The organism is Armatimonadota bacterium, from assembly GCA_016869025.1.
Classification (GTDB): domain Bacteria; phylum Sysuimicrobiota; class Sysuimicrobiia; order Sysuimicrobiales; family Humicultoraceae; genus VGFA01.
Map to the genome: position 1 here is coordinate 202839 of VGFA01000003.1, position 19364 is coordinate 222202.

At 68.0% G+C, this 19364-nt stretch carries 14 protein-coding genes; all 14 read right to left on the minus strand.

From position 1 onward, the window contains the following. Positions 1 to 19: 19 nt before the first annotated feature. The 14 genes from lnt to cdd all read right to left on the minus strand — a co-directional run bounded on the left by lnt (position 20) and on the right by cdd (position 19346). Positions 20 to 2026, minus strand: coding sequence for an apolipoprotein N-acyltransferase (gene lnt, locus FJX73_03540; protein MBM3469846.1), 2007 nt, complete (start codon positions 2024 to 2026; stop codon positions 20 to 22). Next, the gene (secA, locus tag FJX73_03545) at positions 2023 to 4671 is read right to left on the minus strand and encodes a preprotein translocase subunit SecA (GenBank protein MBM3469847.1); all 2649 of its coding nucleotides are present in this window, start codon (positions 4669 to 4671) and stop codon (positions 2023 to 2025) included. Before secA ends, lnt begins: the two co-directional genes overlap by 4 nt. 91 nt (positions 4672 to 4762) lie before the next feature. Continuing rightward, entirely contained in the window at positions 4763 to 5416 is a 654-nt protein-coding gene (locus FJX73_03550) for a hypothetical protein (protein MBM3469848.1), read from the minus strand. A gap of 41 nt (positions 5417 to 5457) precedes the next feature. Beyond that, positions 5458 to 6027, minus strand: a complete 570-nt coding sequence (gene raiA / locus FJX73_03555) for a ribosome-associated translation inhibitor RaiA (GenBank protein ID MBM3469849.1) — start codon at positions 6025 to 6027, stop codon at positions 5458 to 5460. A gap of 105 nt (positions 6028 to 6132) precedes the next feature. After that, positions 6133 to 8088: a sodium-translocating pyrophosphatase gene (locus FJX73_03560; GenBank protein MBM3469850.1), complete on the minus strand. Its 1956-nt coding sequence runs from the start codon at positions 8086 to 8088 to the stop codon at positions 6133 to 6135. A gap of 42 nt (positions 8089 to 8130) precedes the next feature. After that, complete coding sequence (locus tag FJX73_03565) at positions 8131 to 9195, minus strand: deoxyguanosinetriphosphate triphosphohydrolase (GenBank protein MBM3469851.1); 1065 nt, start codon at positions 9193 to 9195, stop codon at positions 8131 to 8133. Positions 9196 to 9199: 4 nt separating this feature from the next. Further along, complete coding sequence (locus tag FJX73_03570; protein MBM3469852.1) at positions 9200 to 12094, minus strand: pyruvate, phosphate dikinase; 2895 nt, start codon at positions 12092 to 12094, stop codon at positions 9200 to 9202. A gap of 16 nt (positions 12095 to 12110) precedes the next feature. Continuing rightward, a complete protein-coding gene (locus tag FJX73_03575) occupies positions 12111 to 14291 on the minus strand; it encodes a glycine--tRNA ligase subunit beta (GenBank protein ID MBM3469853.1) in 2181 nt (726 codons plus the stop codon). Further along, the gene (locus tag FJX73_03580; protein MBM3469854.1) at positions 14242 to 15135 is read right to left on the minus strand and encodes a glycine--tRNA ligase subunit alpha; all 894 of its coding nucleotides are present in this window, start codon (positions 15133 to 15135) and stop codon (positions 14242 to 14244) included. Before FJX73_03580 ends, FJX73_03575 begins: the two co-directional genes overlap by 50 nt. A 143-nt stretch (positions 15136 to 15278) precedes the next feature. Next, the gene (locus FJX73_03585; GenBank protein MBM3469855.1) at positions 15279 to 15533 is read right to left on the minus strand and encodes a hypothetical protein; all 255 of its coding nucleotides are present in this window, start codon (positions 15531 to 15533) and stop codon (positions 15279 to 15281) included. 40 nt (positions 15534 to 15573) lie between these two features. Then, positions 15574 to 16314, minus strand: coding sequence for a DNA repair protein RecO (gene recO / locus FJX73_03590; protein MBM3469856.1), 741 nt, complete (start codon positions 16312 to 16314; stop codon positions 15574 to 15576). Between the two features lie 3 nt (positions 16315 to 16317). Continuing rightward, positions 16318 to 17526 (minus strand): divalent metal cation transporter, encoded by a 1209-nt coding sequence (locus FJX73_03595; GenBank protein MBM3469857.1) that lies wholly within the window; start codon positions 17524 to 17526, stop codon positions 16318 to 16320. A 30-nt stretch (positions 17527 to 17556) separates the two neighbouring features. After that, positions 17557 to 18828, minus strand: a complete 1272-nt coding sequence (locus FJX73_03600) for a magnesium transporter (GenBank protein MBM3469858.1) — start codon at positions 18826 to 18828, stop codon at positions 17557 to 17559. Positions 18829 to 18968: 140 nt separating this feature from the next. Beyond that, positions 18969 to 19346, minus strand: a complete 378-nt coding sequence (cdd, locus tag FJX73_03605; GenBank protein MBM3469859.1) for a cytidine deaminase — start codon at positions 19344 to 19346, stop codon at positions 18969 to 18971. Positions 19347 to 19364: the final 18 nt, after the last annotated feature.

Genomic DNA, 19364 nt, shown 5'->3' on the forward strand with positions numbered 1-19364 from the left:
CAGAACGCCCGGACGGGCTCTACCGCAACCCCGAGAGCGCAAGAATCGCGGCGTCACCCAGGCCGCGCGCCGGACCCAGGCCCACAGCGTCCCCTGTGCGAGCGCGCAGCAGGCCGAATCCGGCGCTTGTGATGAGGTGCCAGAACAGGATCTCCTGCGGAACCCGGCCCAGGCCCAGGTACAGACCGACTCCCATGGAGGTTGACACCGCCACTGCAAGCACCCATCCGCCCAACGCCTGGGCCGCGGCGAATACCGCGCCGCGGAGCCAGGCCTCGACCGCGATCCCGCCCAGCGCATACCCCAAGACGGCGACAAACCACCCGCCCGCGGGAACCCCGGCCGGCATCTGAAACCCGTACTGCGCGTAGGCCGCCCGTATCGCCCAGACGAGAAGGCCCGTGGCCCCCAGCGAGACGGCTGCCGAGACCCAGACCCCCCGGCGATTCAGGAGGTGGCCCCGCCCCACCAGCATGGAGGCCAGTAGCACACCCAGGGCCACCAGAGGACCTGGCCCATCACCACCGGGAGTGAGCAGGCGTCCCAGGACCCAGGGCACCGCAGGGATGGCCAGGGCCGCAGCCAGTCTCCAGGCAGCGGCCGGCCTCCGGCGCAGGGCCGCGATCCCAGCCGGCGCCGCGGCCAGCACCCACACCGCGGCGGCCAGTGGTGCTATCAGCCACCCCCATGACACGTACGGCGTCGCTAGGCCACCAACAGGAAGCGATGCCACCAGCACTCCTGCGGTATCGAGAGGCAGCGAGCGCAGAACGGTGCCGTCCGGACCGATCAGCATCGAGGATCCAGTATTCGCGGCGCGCGCCACGCTGCGGCCGGTCTCCATGGCCCGGACTACCGCGTGGGCAGCGTGCTGAGCAGGTCCTGCGGACGGTCCGAACCACCCGTCGTTGGTGAGCACGGTGATCACGCCTGCGCCGCCGCTGGCCAGAGATCTAACCATGAAGGGAAACGCCGACTCGTAGCAGATCACCAAGCCGATCGTCCCCTTCGTTGTCCGCACCGGCTGCGCATCAACGCCCGGGACCACGCCGGCCTCGCCAAAGGGAACGAGCCGCTGCTTGGCATAAGTGCCCAGCGGCTCTCCCTCGTGATCCAACACAACCGCTCCATTGCGCGGGCCCCCGAGGGACGCGCCTGCCACCACCAGAGCCCCTGCTGCGCCGTGTGCTATGGCCGCCCTCAACTCGGGGGCCTCACCGAGATCGGCGGGCACCGCGGTCTCGGGGTAGACGATGATCTCCGCACCAGCAGACCTCGCCTCGCCTGTCTGGCGCAGCAGCCCGGCGGTGATCTGCGCGACATCCGACGGAATGCCCCTCCGCAATGGAGACACATTGGGCTGCACCACCGCGACAATACGGTGCTCAGCGCGCCGTGCTCCCTCCCGAACGGCTCCAGCCGAGACCGCGCCAGACGCGAGCGCGGCCGCAACCACGAGCGAAGCAGCAGCCATTGCCGCGCCCGATACGCGGTCGATGCGACGCTCCGATAGCGCAACCGCCACGGTGGCGTTCACCAGGGCGATCAGCCCTGAGATCCCGTAGACCCCAGCAACCGAAGCCAGCCCGAGCACAGCCGGCGTCCGGTACTGGGTCAGGCCGAGCAGACCCCACGGAAAGCCAAGCGGCCCGACCGAGCGAGCCACCTCTACCGCCACCCAGGCGAGAGGAGCCGCCCAGAGCAGCGCAACAGGCCTTCCGCGGACGAGCAGAGACGTGCCGGCTGCGAAGCCACCCAGGTACAAGGCAAGGACCGCCGTGAGCAGCGTCCAGGCCGGCAGTCCGAAGATCCTGATCCACTCCAGCAGAAGGCCGAAACCGAGCAGCCCGGCCAGGAGGCCGTATCTGAAGGACTGCGCCGGAGAAAGATCGCGGATGGCCAACAGAAGCGGCACCAGCGCTACCCAGGCCAGCCATGCGAGGTCGGGGCCAGGGAAGGCCAGGGCAAACAGCAGCCCGCTGGCAAGGGCGCCGGCGATCCTGAGGCGCCTGCGGGGTTCCCTCACGCCTCCCGGCCGTGACACTTCTTGAACTTCTTCCCGCTCCCGCACCAGCAGGGATCGTTCCGTCCGACCTTGCGCTGGCCGGCGCCGCCAGCACCGGACCTGGCGCCGTGGACGGCCGGCTCACGCGCCGGCGCCAACGGGCGCGCGACCGCGCGCTCCTCGGGGACCACCTCCACACGGAAGAGCATCCGAACGGCTTCCTCCTGGATGGCCTGGAGCGTGGCCTGAAACAGATCATAGCCCTCCCGCTGGTATTCGATCAGGGGACTCGCCTGCGCGTAGGCGCGCAGGCCTATGCCCTCGCGCAGGGCGTCCATGTTGTGCAGGTGGTCTATCCACTTGCGGTCTATCGTCTGCAGCAGCACCAGCCGCTCGATCTCGCGGAGCGTGGCGGCGCCGATCTCGGATTCGCGGCGCTCGTATGCCTCCAGGGCCGCGTCCGCCAGGCGGTCCTTCACGTCGTCGGCCCTCAGCCCGCGCAGCGATTCGATCCGCAGGCCGGTCAGCGACGGTATGATCTGGCATATCTCCGCGAGGAGCCCTTCCAGGTCCCAGTCCTCGGGATGGACATCCTTGACGCAGGTCGCATCAACCTGTGTATCGACCAGGCGGGTAATCATGTCGAGCACGTTCTCGCGGATGTTGCTGCCTGAGAGCACCTTGCGGCGCTCGGCGTAGATTACCCTGCGCTGGACGTTCATGACGTCGTCGTACTCGAGCACGTGCTTGCGCATGTCGAAGTGATACTGCTCGACCTTCTTCTGGGCGGACTCGATCTGCCGGGTAATGAGGTTGTGCTCGATTGGGGTGTCCTCGTCCAGCCCCAGGCGATCCATCAGGCCCGCGATGCGCTCGCCGGCGAAGATGCGCATGAGTTCGTCGTCCAGCCCGATGTAGAACCGGCTGGACCCAGGATCACCCTGGCGGCCGGAGCGCCCGCGGAGCTGGTTGTCAATACGCCGCGCCTCGTGGCGCTCTGTCCCTATGACGTGGAGACCGCCCACCGAGCGCACGCGCTCGCCCTCGGCGGGATCGGGTGGATTCCCCCCCAGGATGATGTCCACACCGCGGCCGGCCATGTTGGTCGCGATCGTCACCGCGCCCACTCTGCCCGCCTGCGCGATGATCTCCGCCTCGCGTTCGTGCTGCTTGGCGTTGAGCACCTCGTGACGTATTCCCCGGCGTCGCAGCAGCTCCGAGAGGTGCTCGTTCCTCTCTATCGAGCGTGTACCGACCAGGACGGGACGGCCCTGAGCGTGCCACTCGGCTATCTCCTCGACCGCCGCCTTCCACTTGCCCCTCTCCGTCTTGTAGATCACGTCCGTGTGATCCGCGCGGACCATCGGCCGGTGCGTGGGGACCACGACCACCGGCAGGTTGTAGATCTTGGACAGCTCCTCTTCCTCGGTCTTGGCGGTACCGGTCATGCCGGCCAGCTTCTCGTACATGCGGAAGTAGTTCTGAAACGTTATCGTGGCCAGGGTCTGGCTCTCACGCTCCACCCTGACGCCTTCCTTGGCCTCGATGGCCTGGTGCAGCCCATCGGAGTAGCGCCGGCCGAACATCAGGCGGCCGGTGAACTCGTCCACTATGATGACCTGGCCATCCTTAACCACGTAGTCCACGTCACGCTTGTAGACGGCGTGCGCCCGAAGCCCCTGGTGCAGTTGGTGCATCAGGTCACCGTGCTCGGGGTCGGAGAGGTCGTCAATCCCCAGCAGCCGCTCGGCGTGGGCCACGCCCTGGTCGGTGAGGATCGCGTTCTTGAGCTTCTCGTCCACGGTGTAGTCCGCGTCGCGCTGCAGCCGGGGCACGACGCGGGCAAAGCGCTGATAGCGCTCGACCCCTCCCTCAACCACCCCAGAGATGATCAGGGGGGTGCGGGCCTCGTCAATCAGGATGAAGTCCACCTCGTCCACGATGGCATAGTGGAGTTCGCGCAGCACCAGGTCCTGCTCGCGCAGGACCATGTTGTCGCGGAGGTAGTCGAAGCCGAACTCGTTGTTGGTGCCGTAGGTGATGTCGGCCGCGTAGGCCTCTCGCCGGCTGACGGGGCGGAAGTGATTCAGACGATCATCGTGGTGAGGCCTGGGATCGGTGTAGGCGGGATCGTACACTCCGGAGAACTCGTGCCCGATCGCTGCCACCGAGAACCCGAGGAGGTGGTAGATCGGCCCCATCCATCCCGCGTCGCGCCGACTCAGGTAGTCGTTCACCGTGACCAGGTGCGCGCCACGGCCCGTCAGCGCGTTGAGGGACATCGGGAGCGTGGCCACCAGCGTCTTGCCCTCGCCGGTCTTCATCTCGGCGATCTTGCCGCGGTGGAGCACCGCCCCGCCGATCAGCTGCACGTCGAAGTGCCGTTGGCCTATGGTGCGCTGGCTGGCCTCTCGCACCGCGGCGAACACCTGGGACATCAACTCATCCAGGGCGGCCGCCTGGACCGCCTTGCGCTCGTCACCCTCCAGGCCCTCGATCGCCCCCGTGACCCCGGCGCGCCAGACGCCCACGCGCTCCCTCAGGGCCTCGTCGCTCAACTGCCGGAACTCGGGCTCCAGGTCGTTGATCTCCTCAACGGTGGGGCGGAGCCGCGCCACCTCGCGCTCGCTCGGATCGCCCAGAAGCCGGCCCAATAACCCTCGCATGATGCACCTCTCAGGCCGGGGCACGCTTTGCCCCGGCCGGGCAACAACCATCGTAGATTCTATCAGACCTGGTGGGGAGCGCGCCTGAGCCCTAGCGGTTGGCGGCCAACCAGGAGATGGGACGGTTCACCGCGGACAGCACCGCGCGCACGACCGCCTCACGGGGATCGTCGCGCACGACCGACGCGCCGGCCAGCATCTCGTGCTCGGTTCCTGCCAGCGTAACGGTGACCACGGCCACCTCTTGCTCGGCCACCTGCTGCACCGCGACGCCCTCGAAGACCAGCATCCCCTGAGCCCGCAGGAAGACCTCAACCGCACGCAACGTCGCCTGCGCGACCAGGCCAAGGCGGTGGCGGGAGACGTTGGGCCCTGCCGCGGTCCCCTCGTACAGCATCCCGCGGTCCTCAAGGTGTACCCTGATCTCCGCACAGTCCCGAATAACGCTCTGCGAAAGGCCCACAAACTTGAGCCGCGCCTGGGGTACCGCCGAGGTACTCTCCTCCGGCCGCATCGCGGCAACCCGAACCTGGCGAGGTTCCAGCGACGCGCCCATCTCGGCCGCCAGGGCAGAGACCACGTCCAGCGCAATCAACTTGGGGCTGCGGTCCGCCTGACCCAAGACGTGGATCACGTCAATCAGGCCCTCGGGTGTTGGCACTACCCTCGCAGCCACGACCCCCCGGAGGCGGCGTATGATCTCCTCTGCTTGATCCGCTTCGGTACGACCGAGATCACTGGCCACTGAGCACCTCCGGCGTCCGGCTGGTCAGGAACGAGCCGCGGTTAGGCCTCGGGTTCGATCAACCCGTAGTCGCCGTCGCGACGCTTGTACAACACGTTGATGTCCTGCGTCCCCGCGTGCCGGAAGACGAAGAACACGTGCCCCAGCAGTTCCATCTGAAGCACAGCCTCATCCGGCGTCATCGGCTTCATGGCGAACCTCTTGACACGCACGATCTGCGGCTGCGAGGGAGCCGCCGCCCCCCGGGCCTGCAGCACCGCCTCCGCGGACTGCTGAGCGCGGCGCCGCCGGCGCGACTCGTCGAGCCTCCGCTTCTCGATGATCCGGCTGCGATACTTCTCGATCTGCCTCTCTAACTTGTCCACGGCGCGGTCGAGCGAGGTGTACATGTCCTCGGAGGTCTCCTCGGCGCGAAGCACCATCCCATCGCACCATACGGTCACCTCGACTCCCTGCGCACGGCCCCTGGCGCTGTCGCGAGTCACGCTGAGCACTACCTGCGCGTCCTGGATTCGGTCGAAGTACCGCGGCAGCTTCGAGAGCTTCTGCTTGGCATACGCCCGCAGCGCGCCCGTCACGGCGATGTGCTTTCCCTGGACGCGAACCGGGATCTCTCCGGCCCGCTTGCGCTCAGCCATGACTCGCCTCCTGTCGGGGTGCCCTGGAATACACGATGCTTCTTCGGCGGCGCCGAACCCTCCTCCCGCGCGCGCTCCCTAGCGGAACAGAGGAGCAAATACCAGGGCAACCACCGTCATCAGCTTGATCAGGATGTTCAAGGCCGGCCCCGCGGTGTCCTTGAACGGGTCGCCGACGGTGTCGCCTATTACGGCGGCCCTGTGCGGATCGCTCCCCTTGCCGCCGTGGTGCCCGGCCTCGATGTACTTCTTAGCGTTGTCCCACGCCCCTCCTGCGTTGGCCAGGTAGAGCGCAAGCGGCACCCCGGTCACGATGGCGCCTCCCAGCAACCCGCCGAGGGCTTCCTTGCCCAGGAACACACCCACGGCGATGGGGATCAGGACCGCCAGCAGCCCGGGGACGACCATCTCCCTGAGCGCGCCCTGGGTGGCGATGTCCACGCATCGGGCGTAGTCCGGCCCTGCCTCGCCCTCCATCAATCCCTTGATGCTGCGGAACTGTCGGCGGACCTCTCCCACCATCGTCTGCGCGGTACGGCCCACCGCCCGCATGGCCAGCGCCGCAAACAGGAACGGGACCGCGCCGCCGAGGAGAAGGCCGGCGAGCACCCCGGGGTTCAGCAGGTCAATCGTCTGAATGCCCACTGCCTGACGGTAGAAGAAGAACAGTACCAGCGCCGTAAGCGCGGCAGAACCAATGGCGAAACCCTTGGCTATGGCCGCGGTCGTGTTTCCCGCGGCGTCCAACGAGTCGGCTACCTGCCGTACACCAGGACCCAGGTGGCTCATCTCGGCGATCCCCGCGGAGTTGTCGGCGATGGGCCCGTAGGCGTCCACGGACACCGTCATGCCGGTGATCGAGAGCATGCCGACCGCCGCCAGGGCTATGCCGTAGAAGCCCGCCAGATGGAAGGCGAAGATCGTGGAGAGCGCGATCACCAGCAGCGGAAGCGCCACGCTCAGCATTCCCTGCGCGGTGCCCTCAATGACCAGAGGGGCCGGCCCGGACAAGGCCGAAGCAGCCAGGTTCCTGACCTCGCGGCCCGAGGTGTAGTACTCCGCCACCTGCCCAATGACCACGCCTGATGCCAGGCCCATGGCGACTGCCCAGAAGTAACTCACATCACCCAGCGTCACCCGTACTACCAGGAAGGCGGCGCCGGTCATGACAGCGGCGCTGGCCAGCATCCCACGGCGCAGCGCCTGCTGCGGATTGTGCCCGCGCACGAACAACGTGCCGATGATCGAGGCCGCGATGCCGGCGCCAGACAGCAGCACCGCCGTCAGGACCCCGGGCTCCTTCAACTGAACGAACCCGATGGCGATGGCGGCGATCACTGTTCCGACGTAGGACTCGAACAGATCCGCGCCCATGCCGGCCACGTCCCCGACGTTGTCACCCACCGCGTCCGCGATGACCGCTGGGTTGCGCGGGTCGTCCTCTGGAATGCCTGCCTCTATCTTGCCGACCAGGTCCGCGCCCACGTCGGCGCCCTTGGTGTAGATGCCGCCTCCCACGCGCGCAAACAGCGCTACGGACGATGCGCCGAGCGAGAAACCGATGACCTGGTTGGCGTCCCGGAAGAGCATGTACAGAACGCCTACCCCGAGCAGTCCCAACCCCACCACGGTCATCCCCATCACGGCACCGCCTGGAAACGCCACCGCAACCGCAGAGGCCAAGCCTGACCGCGCCGCCTGGGCGGTACGCGTGTTGGCCTGGGTGGCCACGCGCATGCCGAAGTACCCGGCGGACACCGAGCACCCTGCGCCCAGGAGGAACGCCGCCGCGGTCCGAAGCGCGATCCCCGGCACCAGGCCCGATGCAAGAACGGCGAACAGAACTGCCACGAAGAGCGCGATGGCCCGGTATTCCCGTGCCAGGAACGCCATCGCCCCGCTGCGAATAGCACCGGAGATCGCCTGCATCTCGGGCGTGCCGGGATCGTGCGTCTTCACCCGGTACGCTAGGACCGCGGCATACACCAGCGCTGCCACCCCTGCTATCGGGCCCCACCACAGCAGTTCCATCACGGCCTCCCCCAGCCAGCGATTTCCCGCCTGCGAAACGAGATGCTAACCGCCATCGATCCCCGTTACCATGAAGAGCCCGGCAAAGGTCCGGACCGCGTACCGATCGGTCATCCCGGCCACGAAGTCGCAGGCGGCCCTGTGCGGCGACTCCGTGGATCCGGTGCACATCGGGTCACCGGGGATCTCCTCGGGATGCGCCGCGAAGTGATCAAACAGGAGTCGGAGCATGCGCTGGCCCCGAACTGCCTCCATCCTGGACGGAGCGCTCAGGTAGACCCTGTCCGCCAGGAAGTCCTTGAGCCCGTTTAGGCCCTCGCGCATCGGGGCCGACAGGTCAACCGCATCCGTGCTGGATGCCACCGACACGATGTCGTGGACGATCGCGTCCAGCCATCGCGCTCGGGGCTCGCCCAGCACCGCGGTGATCTCCCGAGGTATGTCGGCTTCCCGTATCATCCCTGCCCGGATCGCGTCGTCGGTGTCGTGGTGCAGGTAGGCCACGCGATCGGCCGCCCTGACCAGCCAACCCTCCTGCGTGGACGGACCCTCCGCGCCCCTGTCCTCGCCTCCCAGGTCGCGGAGGCCTTTGGAGTGGCACGCGATCCCGTCCCGGACCTCCCAGGATAGGTTCAGCCCGGCCACGGTGGTGCCGTCGGCCCGATTGCGGTACTCAAGGCGGTCCACAATGCGCAGGCTCTGCTGGTCGTGACGAAACCCGCCCCACGGCGCCATCGCCTCGTCCAGCACCGCCTCACCTGCATGACCGAACGGCGGGTGGCCCAGGTCGTGCGCCAGCGCGATCGCCTCGGTCAGGTCCTCGTTGAGGCGAAGGGCCCGGGCGATCGTTCGCGCGATCTGCGCAACCTCCAGGGTGTGCGTGAGTCGCGTGCGGTAGTGATCGCCCTCGGGCGCCAGGAACACCTGCGTCTTATGCATGAGTCGGCGAAACGCCTTGGCGTGCACGATGCGGTCGCGATCCCGCTGGAAGGCGGTCCGCAGCGGGTCATCGGGCTCGACCTCGGCCCTCCCGCGCGACTCACCCGAGCGGGAGGCGCGCGGAACCAGAGCCGCGGCCTCCCACCTCTCGGTCTCTTCGCGCCCGCGCACGCGCCTAGACGTCCCTTGCTGCTTTCACGCGATCCCGCAGGGCTGCACGGGCGGCGGCCAGCCGGGCCACGGGCACGCGGTACGGCGAACAACTGACGTAGTTGAGGCCCAGCGCGTGGCAGAACTCGATGGACTCGGGATCCCCACCGTGCTCGCCGCATATGCCGACCTCCAGCCCCGGGCGCTGGGCGCGCCCGCCTGCCACGGCCGTCTTCATCGCCTCACCCACGCCGGCGCGGTCAATCGTCTGGAAGGGGTTCTTCGGCAGGATTCCCTTCTCCACGAACTGCAGCAGGAACTTCCCCTCGGCGTCGTCGCGGGAGATACCGAAGATGGTCTGCGTGAGGTCGTTCGTGCCGAACGAGAAGAACTCGGCCTGCTGCGCGATCTCTCCTGCCACGAAACAGGCCCTCGGAAGCTCGATCATCGTCCCGAACTTGTAGGCGACCTTGACGCCCTCGCGCTCGAGCACGTCGCGAACCACCTTGACCAGCTCGCGGTGCGTCTCGCGCAACTCATTGACGTGACTGACCAGCGGGATCATTATCTCCGGCACCGCGACAACACCGCGTTTGGTCACGCGGCAGGCCGCTTCCATGATGGCCCTAACCTGCATCGCGATGATCGCCGGGTAGGTTAGCCCCAACCGGATCCCGCGGAGCCCCAGCATTGGATTGGCCTCACGCATCGCGTTCACGGCCTGGAGTTGCGCTTCCTTGCGGCGCAGCGCGGCGCGCATCGTGCTCAGAGAGGGCTGGCCCTTCCTGGGCCGCCACCGCCGGACGCCTTCCAGTGCCTCGATCCGGGCGCGCAGCGCGCTGGTCTCTTCCAGAAGCGAGTCGTGCGAGGGGAGGAACTCGTGCAGCGGCGGATCAATGAGCCGGACGATCACCGGCAGTCCGTCCATTGCCCGGAACAACCCCTCGAAGTCCCGCCGCTGCAACTTCAGGAGCGCTGACAGCGCGGACTGGTATCGGCGGGCGACCCCGGAAGTCCGCAGCGCCCGCCCTGCCGCTTTGACCTCGGCCTTGAGATTCTTGTCCTCGGGCCGTTCGGCCGCGGCGCGCTCAGCGGCCCGAACCCTGTCAATCAGGGCCTGGGCCTCCCCGGCGTTCAGGATCATCTGGCGCACGGTGGGCAGACGGTCCTCCTCGAAGAACATGTGCTCGGTCCGGCAGAGCCCGATCCCCTCCGCGCCGAAGCCGCGGGCGCGGACCGCGTCGCGCGGGTAGTCGGCGTTCGCCCAAACACCCAGACGGCGGGTTTCGTCCGCCCAGGACAGCAGTTCGATGAGCTCGGCCTGGTCCTCAAGCCGGGGCTCTATCGTTGGCAGCTCGCCTGAGAATACCTCGCCGGTGCCGCCGTCAATCGAGATGCGCTCGCCCTGGCGGATCTTCTTCCCGTCCACCGAGAGATGCCTCGCCTCAACGTCCACACGGAGCACCTCGCAGCCTGCCACACACGGCAGGCCGAGCCCGCGCGCTACAACCGCCGCATGACTGGTGGCACCGCCGCGGCTCGTCAGGATCCCCTTGGCGTTCAGCATCCCGTGCACATCATCGGGGTTGGTCTCGGGCCTGACCAGGATGACGGACCGGCCGGCCTTCCCCCACTGCTCGGCCGTGTCGGCATCGAACACCGCCAGGCCCACGGCTGCGCCGGGAGATGCGTTGAGGCCGCGCGCAAGGAGCCGGCCGTCTGCCACCGCGGCTTCTTTGGAGCGCGGATCGAAGCGGGGGTGGAGCAGCATGTCAATCTGGCCGGGCTCAACGCGCAGCAGCGCCTCCTCCTTGGAGATGAGCCCCTCGCGCGCCATGTCCACGGCGATCTTGACCGCGGCCTGCGCGGTCCGTTTGCCGCTCCGCGTCTGCAGTATCCACAGGCGGCCGCGCTCGATCGTGAACTCGAGGTCCTGCACCTCCCTGTAGTGCCGCTCGAGCATCTCGCAGACACCCAGGAACTCCTCGTAGGCCCGCGGAAGGTCCTTGGCCAGCTCGGCGATCGGCTTGGGGTTGCGGATGCCCGCGACCACGTCCTCGCCCTGCGCATTTATCAGGTACTCGCCGAAAACGCCCCGGCTTCCGGTTGCCGGGTTGCGGGTGAACGCCACGCCGGTCCCGGAGTCGGAGCCCATGTTGCCGAAGACCATGGCCTGCACGTTCACGGCCGTACCCAGGTCGTGGGAGATCCCGTGGAAGTTGCGGTAGTCAATCGCCCGCTTGCCCTGCCAGGAGTCGAACACCGCCAGGATCGCCATCCGGAGTTGCTCGCGCGGATCCTGCGGGAACTCGGTGCCATGCTCGGACTTTATCAGGCGGCGGAAAGCATCGGCGATGCCGCGGAGGTCCTCCGCCCCAAGGGCCGTATCCTCAGCCACTCGCCTGCGCGCCTTGGCGCGTTGGATTATGTGCTCGAACTTCTCGCCCGGGATACCCAGGACGGTCTTGCCGAACATCTGGATGAGCCGGCGGTAGGCGTCGCGGACGAACCGTTCGTTACCCGTCAGCCGGATCAAGCCATCCAGGGTTCTGTCGTTGAGGCCCAGGTTGAGGACCGTGTCCATCATGCCGGGCATGCTGAAAAGCGCGCCCGACCGCACCGAAACTAGCAACGGGTTAGAGGGATCTCCAAAGCGCTTGCCCAGCTTCTCCTCGAGGGCGCCCATCTGCGCCCATACCTCGTCGAGAAGCCCTGCAGGGATCTTCCGCCCCGTCCGCATGTACTCCACGCAGGCCTTTGTGTTGATGGTGAACCCGGGCGGAACCGGCAGCCCCACGCGACACATCTCGGCCAGCCCCGCGCCCTTGCCGCCCAGCAACTCGCGCATCGAAGCGTCGCCTTCCTCGAAGAGCTGCGTCCACCGAAACCCGGTGGCCGCGGCCTTACTTGCTGCTGCCATCTACCCTCACTCCCTTCTAGATCACGAGCAGGCTGAAGTCGGCGATCCTCCTGAAGCTGCCGGACACCCTTTCAAGCAGGGCCAGGCGGTTCTCGCGGAGCACCGGATCGGGCGCGTTCACGAGCACCTTGTCGAAGAAAGCGTCTATTGGATCTGCCAGGGCAGCGATCTCCGCCAGGGCAAGCGTGTAGTGCTTGGAATCCGCGGCCTCCGTCAGCCTTGGATGAATCCTGCGCCAGGCACCGTGGAGCTCGATCTCCGCCGGCTCGACGAGGAGCTCCTCCCGAAACGCCATTGGAACACGCGCGCCGGCGCTTTCGGCGTCAAAGACGTGCCCGGCCTGGATCAGGATGCGGTGTACCCTCAGGTAGCCCGTGGCCAGCAGCGACATCGCGGGCTGCGAGCGGAACTCGTGCAGGGAGCGTGCCCGGGCGATGAGATCAGGAACGTCATCGGCGCCCACCGCGGCCACCGCGTTGATGGTATCGTAGGCGATTCCATCGTCGGCCAGCATGCCCTGGAGCCGTGCTCGCACGATCCTGAGGCAGGTCTCCACGGCCTGACCGCGGGCCTCATCCGGCGCGTCGAACGTCAGGACGGCCTGGTCGAAGAGCCGTCGCAGGGAGATCGGAAGCCCCACCTCCCGGAGGACGGCCGCGAGCCCGGCCGCGGCCCGCCGAAGGCCGTGGGGATCCTGGGAACCGCTGGGCTCGAGCCCGGCCAGTACGGCACCGGCCAGCAGCACCGCGCGGTCGGTCACCGAGAGCAGCGCCCCGGGTAGCGTGCGCGGCAGGTCCGCACCCGCGGCCCTTGGATCGTAGTGCTCCAGGATGGCAGCCGCGACTCCTGCGGTCTCGCCCCTCTCCTTCGCGTAGATGCCCCCGATAGTGCCCTGCAGCTCCGGAAACTCCCGCACGAGGGACGTTGTCAGATCGGCCTTGCACAGCTCCGCGGCGCGATCCAGCGTGCGGCGGTCGCTCTCCGAGACGCCGGCGGCGCCAGCCAGCCATCCGGCGAGGCGGCGCACCCGTGTCACGTGATCGGCCACCGTACCCAGCCCTGCGATGTGGGCGACGCGGGCCAGCGCCTCGTTCCACTGCCCGAAGCCACCTCTGCGGTCTTCCTCAAGGAAGAACCGTGCGTCCTGGAGCCGTGCCTTCACCACCCACTCGTGGCCGGTGCGCACCGTGTCCAGGTGGGAGTTCCCACCGTCCCGAACCGCGACGAACGCAGGCATCAGTGTGCCCGAGCCATCCACAATGCCGAAACACTTCTGATGGTGCTGCAGTGTCACCAGGACAACTACGGGCGGCAACGCGGCAACAAGAGTCGGCTCAAACGTCCCAAGCACCGGGGTGGGATGCTCGGTGGACCACACCAGCTCCTCGAGGAGCGCCGGATCAAGCACGGGCCGGCCGCCGATGCGCTCGGCCAACGCTGCGGCGCCGTCGGCTATGCGGGCGCGCCGCTCCTGTTCGGACAGCACGATGTGCGCCTGGCCCACGACGTCTTCGTATACGGCCGCCTCCGTGATGGTTGCTGGCCCAGGAGAGAGAAAGCGGTGCCCGATGGTGCGCCGTCCCGCCCGGATGCCGGCGATCTCCAGCGGGATGACCCTTCCGTCCAAGAGGGCGGCCACCCACCTTATGGGACGGCCGAAGCGGAATCCGTGTGCCGCCCACCGCATCGTCTTGGGAAACGATAGACCCGCCACCAGGCGCGGCAGCAGTTCGCCAAGGACATCCGGGGCCGGGCGTCCGGCCTCCTGCACCTCGGCGACCACGTACCGGCCGCCCTCGATCTCAAGCACCCTTAGTGATTCTGCTGGAACTCCCTGAGACTTTGCGAATCCCTGTGCCGCCTGTGTGGGCTGGCCTGCCGCATCGTACGCAACCCTGGCCGCGGGGCCTCGTACCTGGGCGACGAGGTCTCGCTGCCAGGAGCTCAGGCCGTCTACGGTCAGCACCAGCCGGCGCAGCGTACCGGTGGCTTGTACCCGCCCGGCATCCAGCCGCGCTTCCTCCAGCGCGGCCGTCGCGCCGCGCTGGAGCTGCTCCAGCGCAGGACGCACCGCCGCCGGCGGAAGCTCCTCGGTCCCGATCTCCAGGAGAAGCCGGGCTGTGGAAGGCCGCGCCAGGGTGGATCGCTTAGCCACCTCGCGACTCCTCTGAGTCTGCCGCCGTGAGCAGCCGTAGATAGGCGGAGGCGCATGCCCGGGCCAGCGCGCGCGTCCGGCTCATCAGCTCGACTCGCTGGGCCACACCAATCGCGCCCCGGGAGCCGAGCAGGTTGAAGAGATGGGAGCACTTGAGCACCGCGTCGTACGCCGGCAGGACCAACGGGATCTCGAGCAGACGGCGGGCATCGGCCTCGTGCGCCTCGAACAGGGCGCGCAGCGTCGTGGGATCCCCGTGCTCGAACCCGTACGCCGAGTGCTGCCGTTCCTCCTCGCGGCGAAGCGACCCGTAGGTCACGCCTGGAGCCCAGACAAGATCGAAGACGGATGCCTTGCGCTGTAGGAACATGGCCAGCCGTTCCAGGCCGTAGGTCAGCTCGACCGAGATGACATCCAGGTCGAGCCCTCCCATCTGCTGGAAGTAGGTGAACTGCGTGATCTCCTGCCCGTCCAGAAACACCTGCCAGCCAACACCCCACGCGCCCAGCGTGGGGGCCTCCCAGTCGTCTTCGAGGAAGCGAACATCGTGATGGTCGAGCCGCAGACCCAGCCGCTCCAGACTGGCCAGGTAAAGCGTCTGGACCCGATCGGGCGCGGGCTTGAGGATCACCTGGTACTGGTAGTGCTTGTACAACCGGTTGGGGTTCTCGCCGTAGCGTCCGTCCGCGGGCCGCCGGCTGGGCTGAACGTACGCCACCCGCCAGGGTCGGGGCCCCAGGGTGCGGAGGAACGTGGCCGGATGCAGCGTGCCGGCGCCTACCTCAACATCGTACGCTTCCTCCAGCACGCAGCCCTCCCGTGCCCAGAACCGATCCAGAGCGAGGGTCATCTCCTGGAAGTTGAGCGCCTGCGTGCGCTTGGCCATTGGCATGCACAGAAAGGGAGCCCCGTCTCAGGGACGGAGGCTCCGCGGTTCCACCCTGATTCCCTCGGCGGCCTGATGCCCCGGGCGCGGCTGATTGGAATACTCCGCCATTTTATCAACCGCGCTGTATCGGGTCAACGCACCTAGCCGATGCCCAGCGGCTCCTCTTCACGAGAGCACCGGCGAATTGAGGGAACCGGGAGGGCCGAAACCACAGCGGCTGCGGCGAACGCCACAAGCCCGGCAACTGCCCATGACACGGGCAACTCGATCACGTCCGACTCCGTCTTGAGGCGCACGACGGACGCTGCCCCGGGCTGGACCACGCCGCGGGCTTCGGCCAGGGCGGCGCCCAGGTCAATGATCGCCCGCCGCGCCCGGTCGAGATCAATGTCCATGCGGATACCTCCTCTCTACTGGGTCGCTCAACCACGCTGACTATACCACAGAGAGCGCTCGGACGACCGCGGGAGATCGCAATCGGGTCTCCCAGCACGTCTCCGCGTAGCCAAACAGTAACCCGGCCACGGCCGACCGCACCGCGGACGCGGGCGCCAGGCGGCGGACCGCAGGCGGCCGCGCATCCAGCAGGAACCGCAGGAGGGCGAGCGCGGCCGGGGCCACAGGGATCGCCCGCGGATCCGTGGACGCGCAGGTCGCGTGCACGCACCCGCCCAGCGCGCTGCTCCAGACGGCGGCTCCGCGCAGGCGCTGGCCACAGGCCGGGCAGCGACTCACCGTGGGGCGGTGGCCCGTCAGCGCGAGCAACCTGGCGGCAAACCACAGGCCCGCGCACTCGTGGCCGCCTTCCAGCAGGGTCAGGGCATCGCGCAGCAACCCGTAGACCTCGGGGTGCGGATTCCGCTCCGCAAGGGCGCGGTCCGCCATCTCCAGCACCACGGCCACGGATCCCATGCGCTCGAGGTCGTTCCGAAGAGCGACATGGGCGTCGAGCACCTCCACCTGGGAGACCACGTCGAGCGTGCGGCCTTCCGCCACCAGCGCGCGAAATCGAGTCGGAGGTTCCAGGCGGCCGCCCAGCCGGCTGCGCGGACGCCGCGCTCCCCTGGCGGCGAGCACCAGCTTGCCCCTGTCCCGGGAAAGAACCGTGACGAGCCGGTCCGCCTCCCCCAGGTTGCGACGGCGCAGGACAACGGCCTCTATCTTGTAAAGGCCCATGCCTCAGAAGCTCTTGACGAGCAGTATCACGGTCAACAGCACTAGCAGCGTGGTAGTCGTGCCGGCGATGAGGTTGGCGCCAGCGCCGTTTACCCGGCTCCCCATGAGGCGCCGGTCGTTTACGAGGCGCAGGATGATCACGAGCACCGCCGGCAAGAGGATGCCGTTGAGCGCCTGCGACGCGATCATTACCGGAACGAGGGGCAGTCCCGGCCAAAGGACGACGAGCGCGCCGCCGGCCAGCACCGCGAGGAACAGGCCGTAGAATATGGGCGCCTGTGAAAAGGAGCGATCCAGTCCGGCCTCCCACCCGAAGGCCTCGCACACCGCATAGGCGGTGGACAACGGAATGATCGCAACCGAGAAGACGGCGGCATTGAGAAGACCCAGGGCAAACAGTAGGGAAGCGTACTCACCGGCCAGCGGCGCCAGCGCGCGCGCGGCGTCCTCGGCCTGTTCTACCTGGATGCCGTGGGGGAAGAGCGTGGCAGCCGTGGCGACGATTATCGAGCCCGCGACCAGCACGGTGATTAGCGCACCCAGCGTCAGGTCCACGCGCTCCAGCCGGAGATCGTCCGCGGTCAACCCCTTGTCCACCACCGATGCCTGATGGTAGAACTGCATCCACGGCGCTATGGTCGTGCCTATCAAGGCGACCAGCAAGAAGGCATAGTCGGGCTCGGGCCTCCAGGCGGGCACCACCGCGGAGCGCAGCGCCACGCCCCAGTCGGGGCGGGCCAGCACCGCGGAGACGGCGTACAGCAAGTACATGGCCGACGCGCCCAGGAATATGCGCTCCACCAGCCGGTAGCCTCCGCGCAGCACAAGGACGGCCACCGCCACGGTCACGATCGGGACGCCGACCATGCGCGGCAGCCGGAAGATCTCAAGGCTGCCAGCCACGCCCGCGAAGTTTCCTATCGTGTTGGCCGCGTTCGCCAGCAACAGCGAGCCCATGATCGCCGCGGCCGCGCGAACCCCAAACTGCTCGCGTATCAGGTCGGCCAGTCCCATGCCGGTCACCGCGCCCATGCGCGCGGCCATCTCCTGGACCACTATCAGGGCGATCAGGGCAACCGGAAGGGACCAGAGCAGGGCGTATCCGAAGTGGGCCCCGGCGGTCGAGTACGTGGCGATGCCGTTGGCATCGTTGTCCACGGCCGCGGTTATGATCCCGGGACCCGCCACCGTGAGGAACAGCGCCAGGCCCATCCAGCGCCGTCTGAGCCAGAGCAAGCCCGCCTACCCCCGCCGAAGCCTTCTGAGCCGTTCCAGGCGTCGCGGCATTCGCCCGCCCAGGCGCTCGGCCAGGAGATCCATGATGTCGTCCACCAGAACGGTGCCGAGGAGGCGGTCCTCGGTGTCCACCACCGGTACTGCCAGGAGATCGTACTTGATCAGCAGCGCCGCGGCCGCCTCGTCGCTCTCGTCGGAGCGCACGGCTATCACCTCACGTGAGGTGATCTCGACCACAGGGGTCTGCGGGTCCGCGATAAGTAGTCCCCTCAGCGAGAGGACACCGGCCAACCTTCCGGCGGCGTCAACCACGTACATGTAGTAGATGGACTCAGCGTCAGGGGCCACCTCGCGGAGGTGGGCAATCGCCTGCCCCGCTGAGAAGGAGTCCGGTATGGCGATGAAGTTGGGCGTCATGCGCCCGCCAGCCGAAGTCGGCGGGTAGGCGAGCAGCCGGGTGACCTCTGCACCGGCCTCGGGCTCCATACGGACGATCAGGTCCGAGGCGGTCTCCGCCGGAAGCTCGGCCAGTACGTCCGCGGCCTCGTCGGGCTCCATCTCCTCTAGGATGTCCGAGGCCCGCTCCGCCGGTAGCGACCGCAGGATGTTGGCCTGTACCTCTGGCTCGGCCGCTTCGAGCACCTCGGCCGCGTCCTCCTGGCTCAGGGCGGACATGACCTCCATGCGCTCTTCCCTGTCCATCTCTGTGAGCAGCTCTGCGAGATCGGCCGGGTGGATTGCCTCCAGGCGTTCCCTGGAGATGTGCAGCTTCAGGGGTGTAACCGGCCCGCCCAGCGCGGCCACGACGGTCCACGGCAAGGCCTGGTCGGCGAGCGGGCGCCCCAGCCGGCGCATCACGGAGCGGACAGCGCTCTCGGCGCCCAGGCGGCGCAGAAGACCGCTCAGCCCCACGTCCACGCCGGTCAGGTAGAGCTCACCATCGCCAGAGGTGAGAAACAGGTCGTTGACCTTCACGATCCGTAGGCCGTGGGTGTCCACAACCTGCTTGTCCAGCAGGGCTTCCCTCAAGGGGATCTCGTCGGGTTGCAGGGGGCGCGGGCTGAGGGCGGCCCGTACCGCGGCCAACGTGATCGTGGGTTCCAGTCCGCGGACCGCGCTCCAGGGAATCAGCGCGACGCGAGGGCGATCTACATCAAGCAGCAGGCCGACAATGCGCGGGCGTGTCGGATGTACCTCTGCGGCCAAGTCTGCCAGGCGCCCAAGCACGAAGCCGTCGGCATCCTGCACCCGCCTGCCCAGCAAGCGGCTGAAGGGCATGGATGTGACGTGCAAGGGGAGGCTCCTGCGTGGCTTCGTCTGCGCTCATGGAACACCCCACTCGGCCTTTGACTAAATATACGGGCAGCCGTAGAGGATCGTCAAGAAAGGGCGACCGCGCTTCGCACGCGGACAGCGGGCTACCGAGGGCCGAGGTGGGAGGAATCGAAGGGGATGCTCAGCAGGTCGTCCAGGTGGAAGACCCGGGGTGCGCCTCTGGGCCCGGCCACGATAACCTCCCGGACCCCAAACTCGTGCATCACCTGCCGGCAGGCACCGCAGGGCATGGCAGCCCGGGCGTCCGTGACGACGGCCACCGCGCGCATCCTGCGGTGCCCCTCGGCAATCGCCCGGTGGATCGCGACGCGCTCGGCGCACAGTGACAGCCCGTACGACGCGTTCTCCACGTTGCAACCCGAGATCACCGCCCCGGACGCGGTCAGTACCGAGGCACCCACGGCGTAGCGAGAGTAGGGCGAGTAGGCGCGCCGGCGGGCCGCCCGCGCAGCGCGCACCATCTCCCTGAGCACGGGCCC

Excerpts from the sequence above, each read along its gene's own strand:
- secA (MBM3469847.1), bottom strand. The coding sequence starts at position 4,671 with ATGCGAGGGTTATTGGGCCGGCTTCTGGGCGATCCGAGCGAGCGCGAG.
- FJX73_03570 (MBM3469852.1), bottom strand. The coding sequence starts at position 12,094 with ATGGCAGCAGCAAGTAAGGCCGCGGCCACCGGGTTTCGGTGGACGCAG.
- FJX73_03580 (MBM3469854.1), bottom strand. The coding sequence starts at position 15,135 with ATGGCCAAGCGCACGCAGGCGCTCAACTTCCAGGAGATGACCCTCGCT.
- FJX73_03585 (MBM3469855.1), bottom strand. The coding sequence starts at position 15,533 with ATGGACATTGATCTCGACCGGGCGCGGCGGGCGATCATTGACCTGGGC.
- recO (MBM3469856.1), bottom strand. The coding sequence starts at position 16,314 with ATGGGCCTTTACAAGATAGAGGCCGTTGTCCTGCGCCGTCGCAACCTG.
- FJX73_03595 (MBM3469857.1), bottom strand. The coding sequence starts at position 17,526 with ATGGGCCTGGCGCTGTTCCTCACGGTGGCGGGTCCCGGGATCATAACC.
- FJX73_03600 (MBM3469858.1), bottom strand. The coding sequence starts at position 18,828 with ATGCCCTTCAGCCGCTTGCTGGGCAGGCGGGTGCAGGATGCCGACGGC.
- cdd (MBM3469859.1), bottom strand. The coding sequence starts at position 19,346 with ATGGTGCGCGCTGCGCGGGCGGCCCGCCGGCGCGCCTACTCGCCCTAC.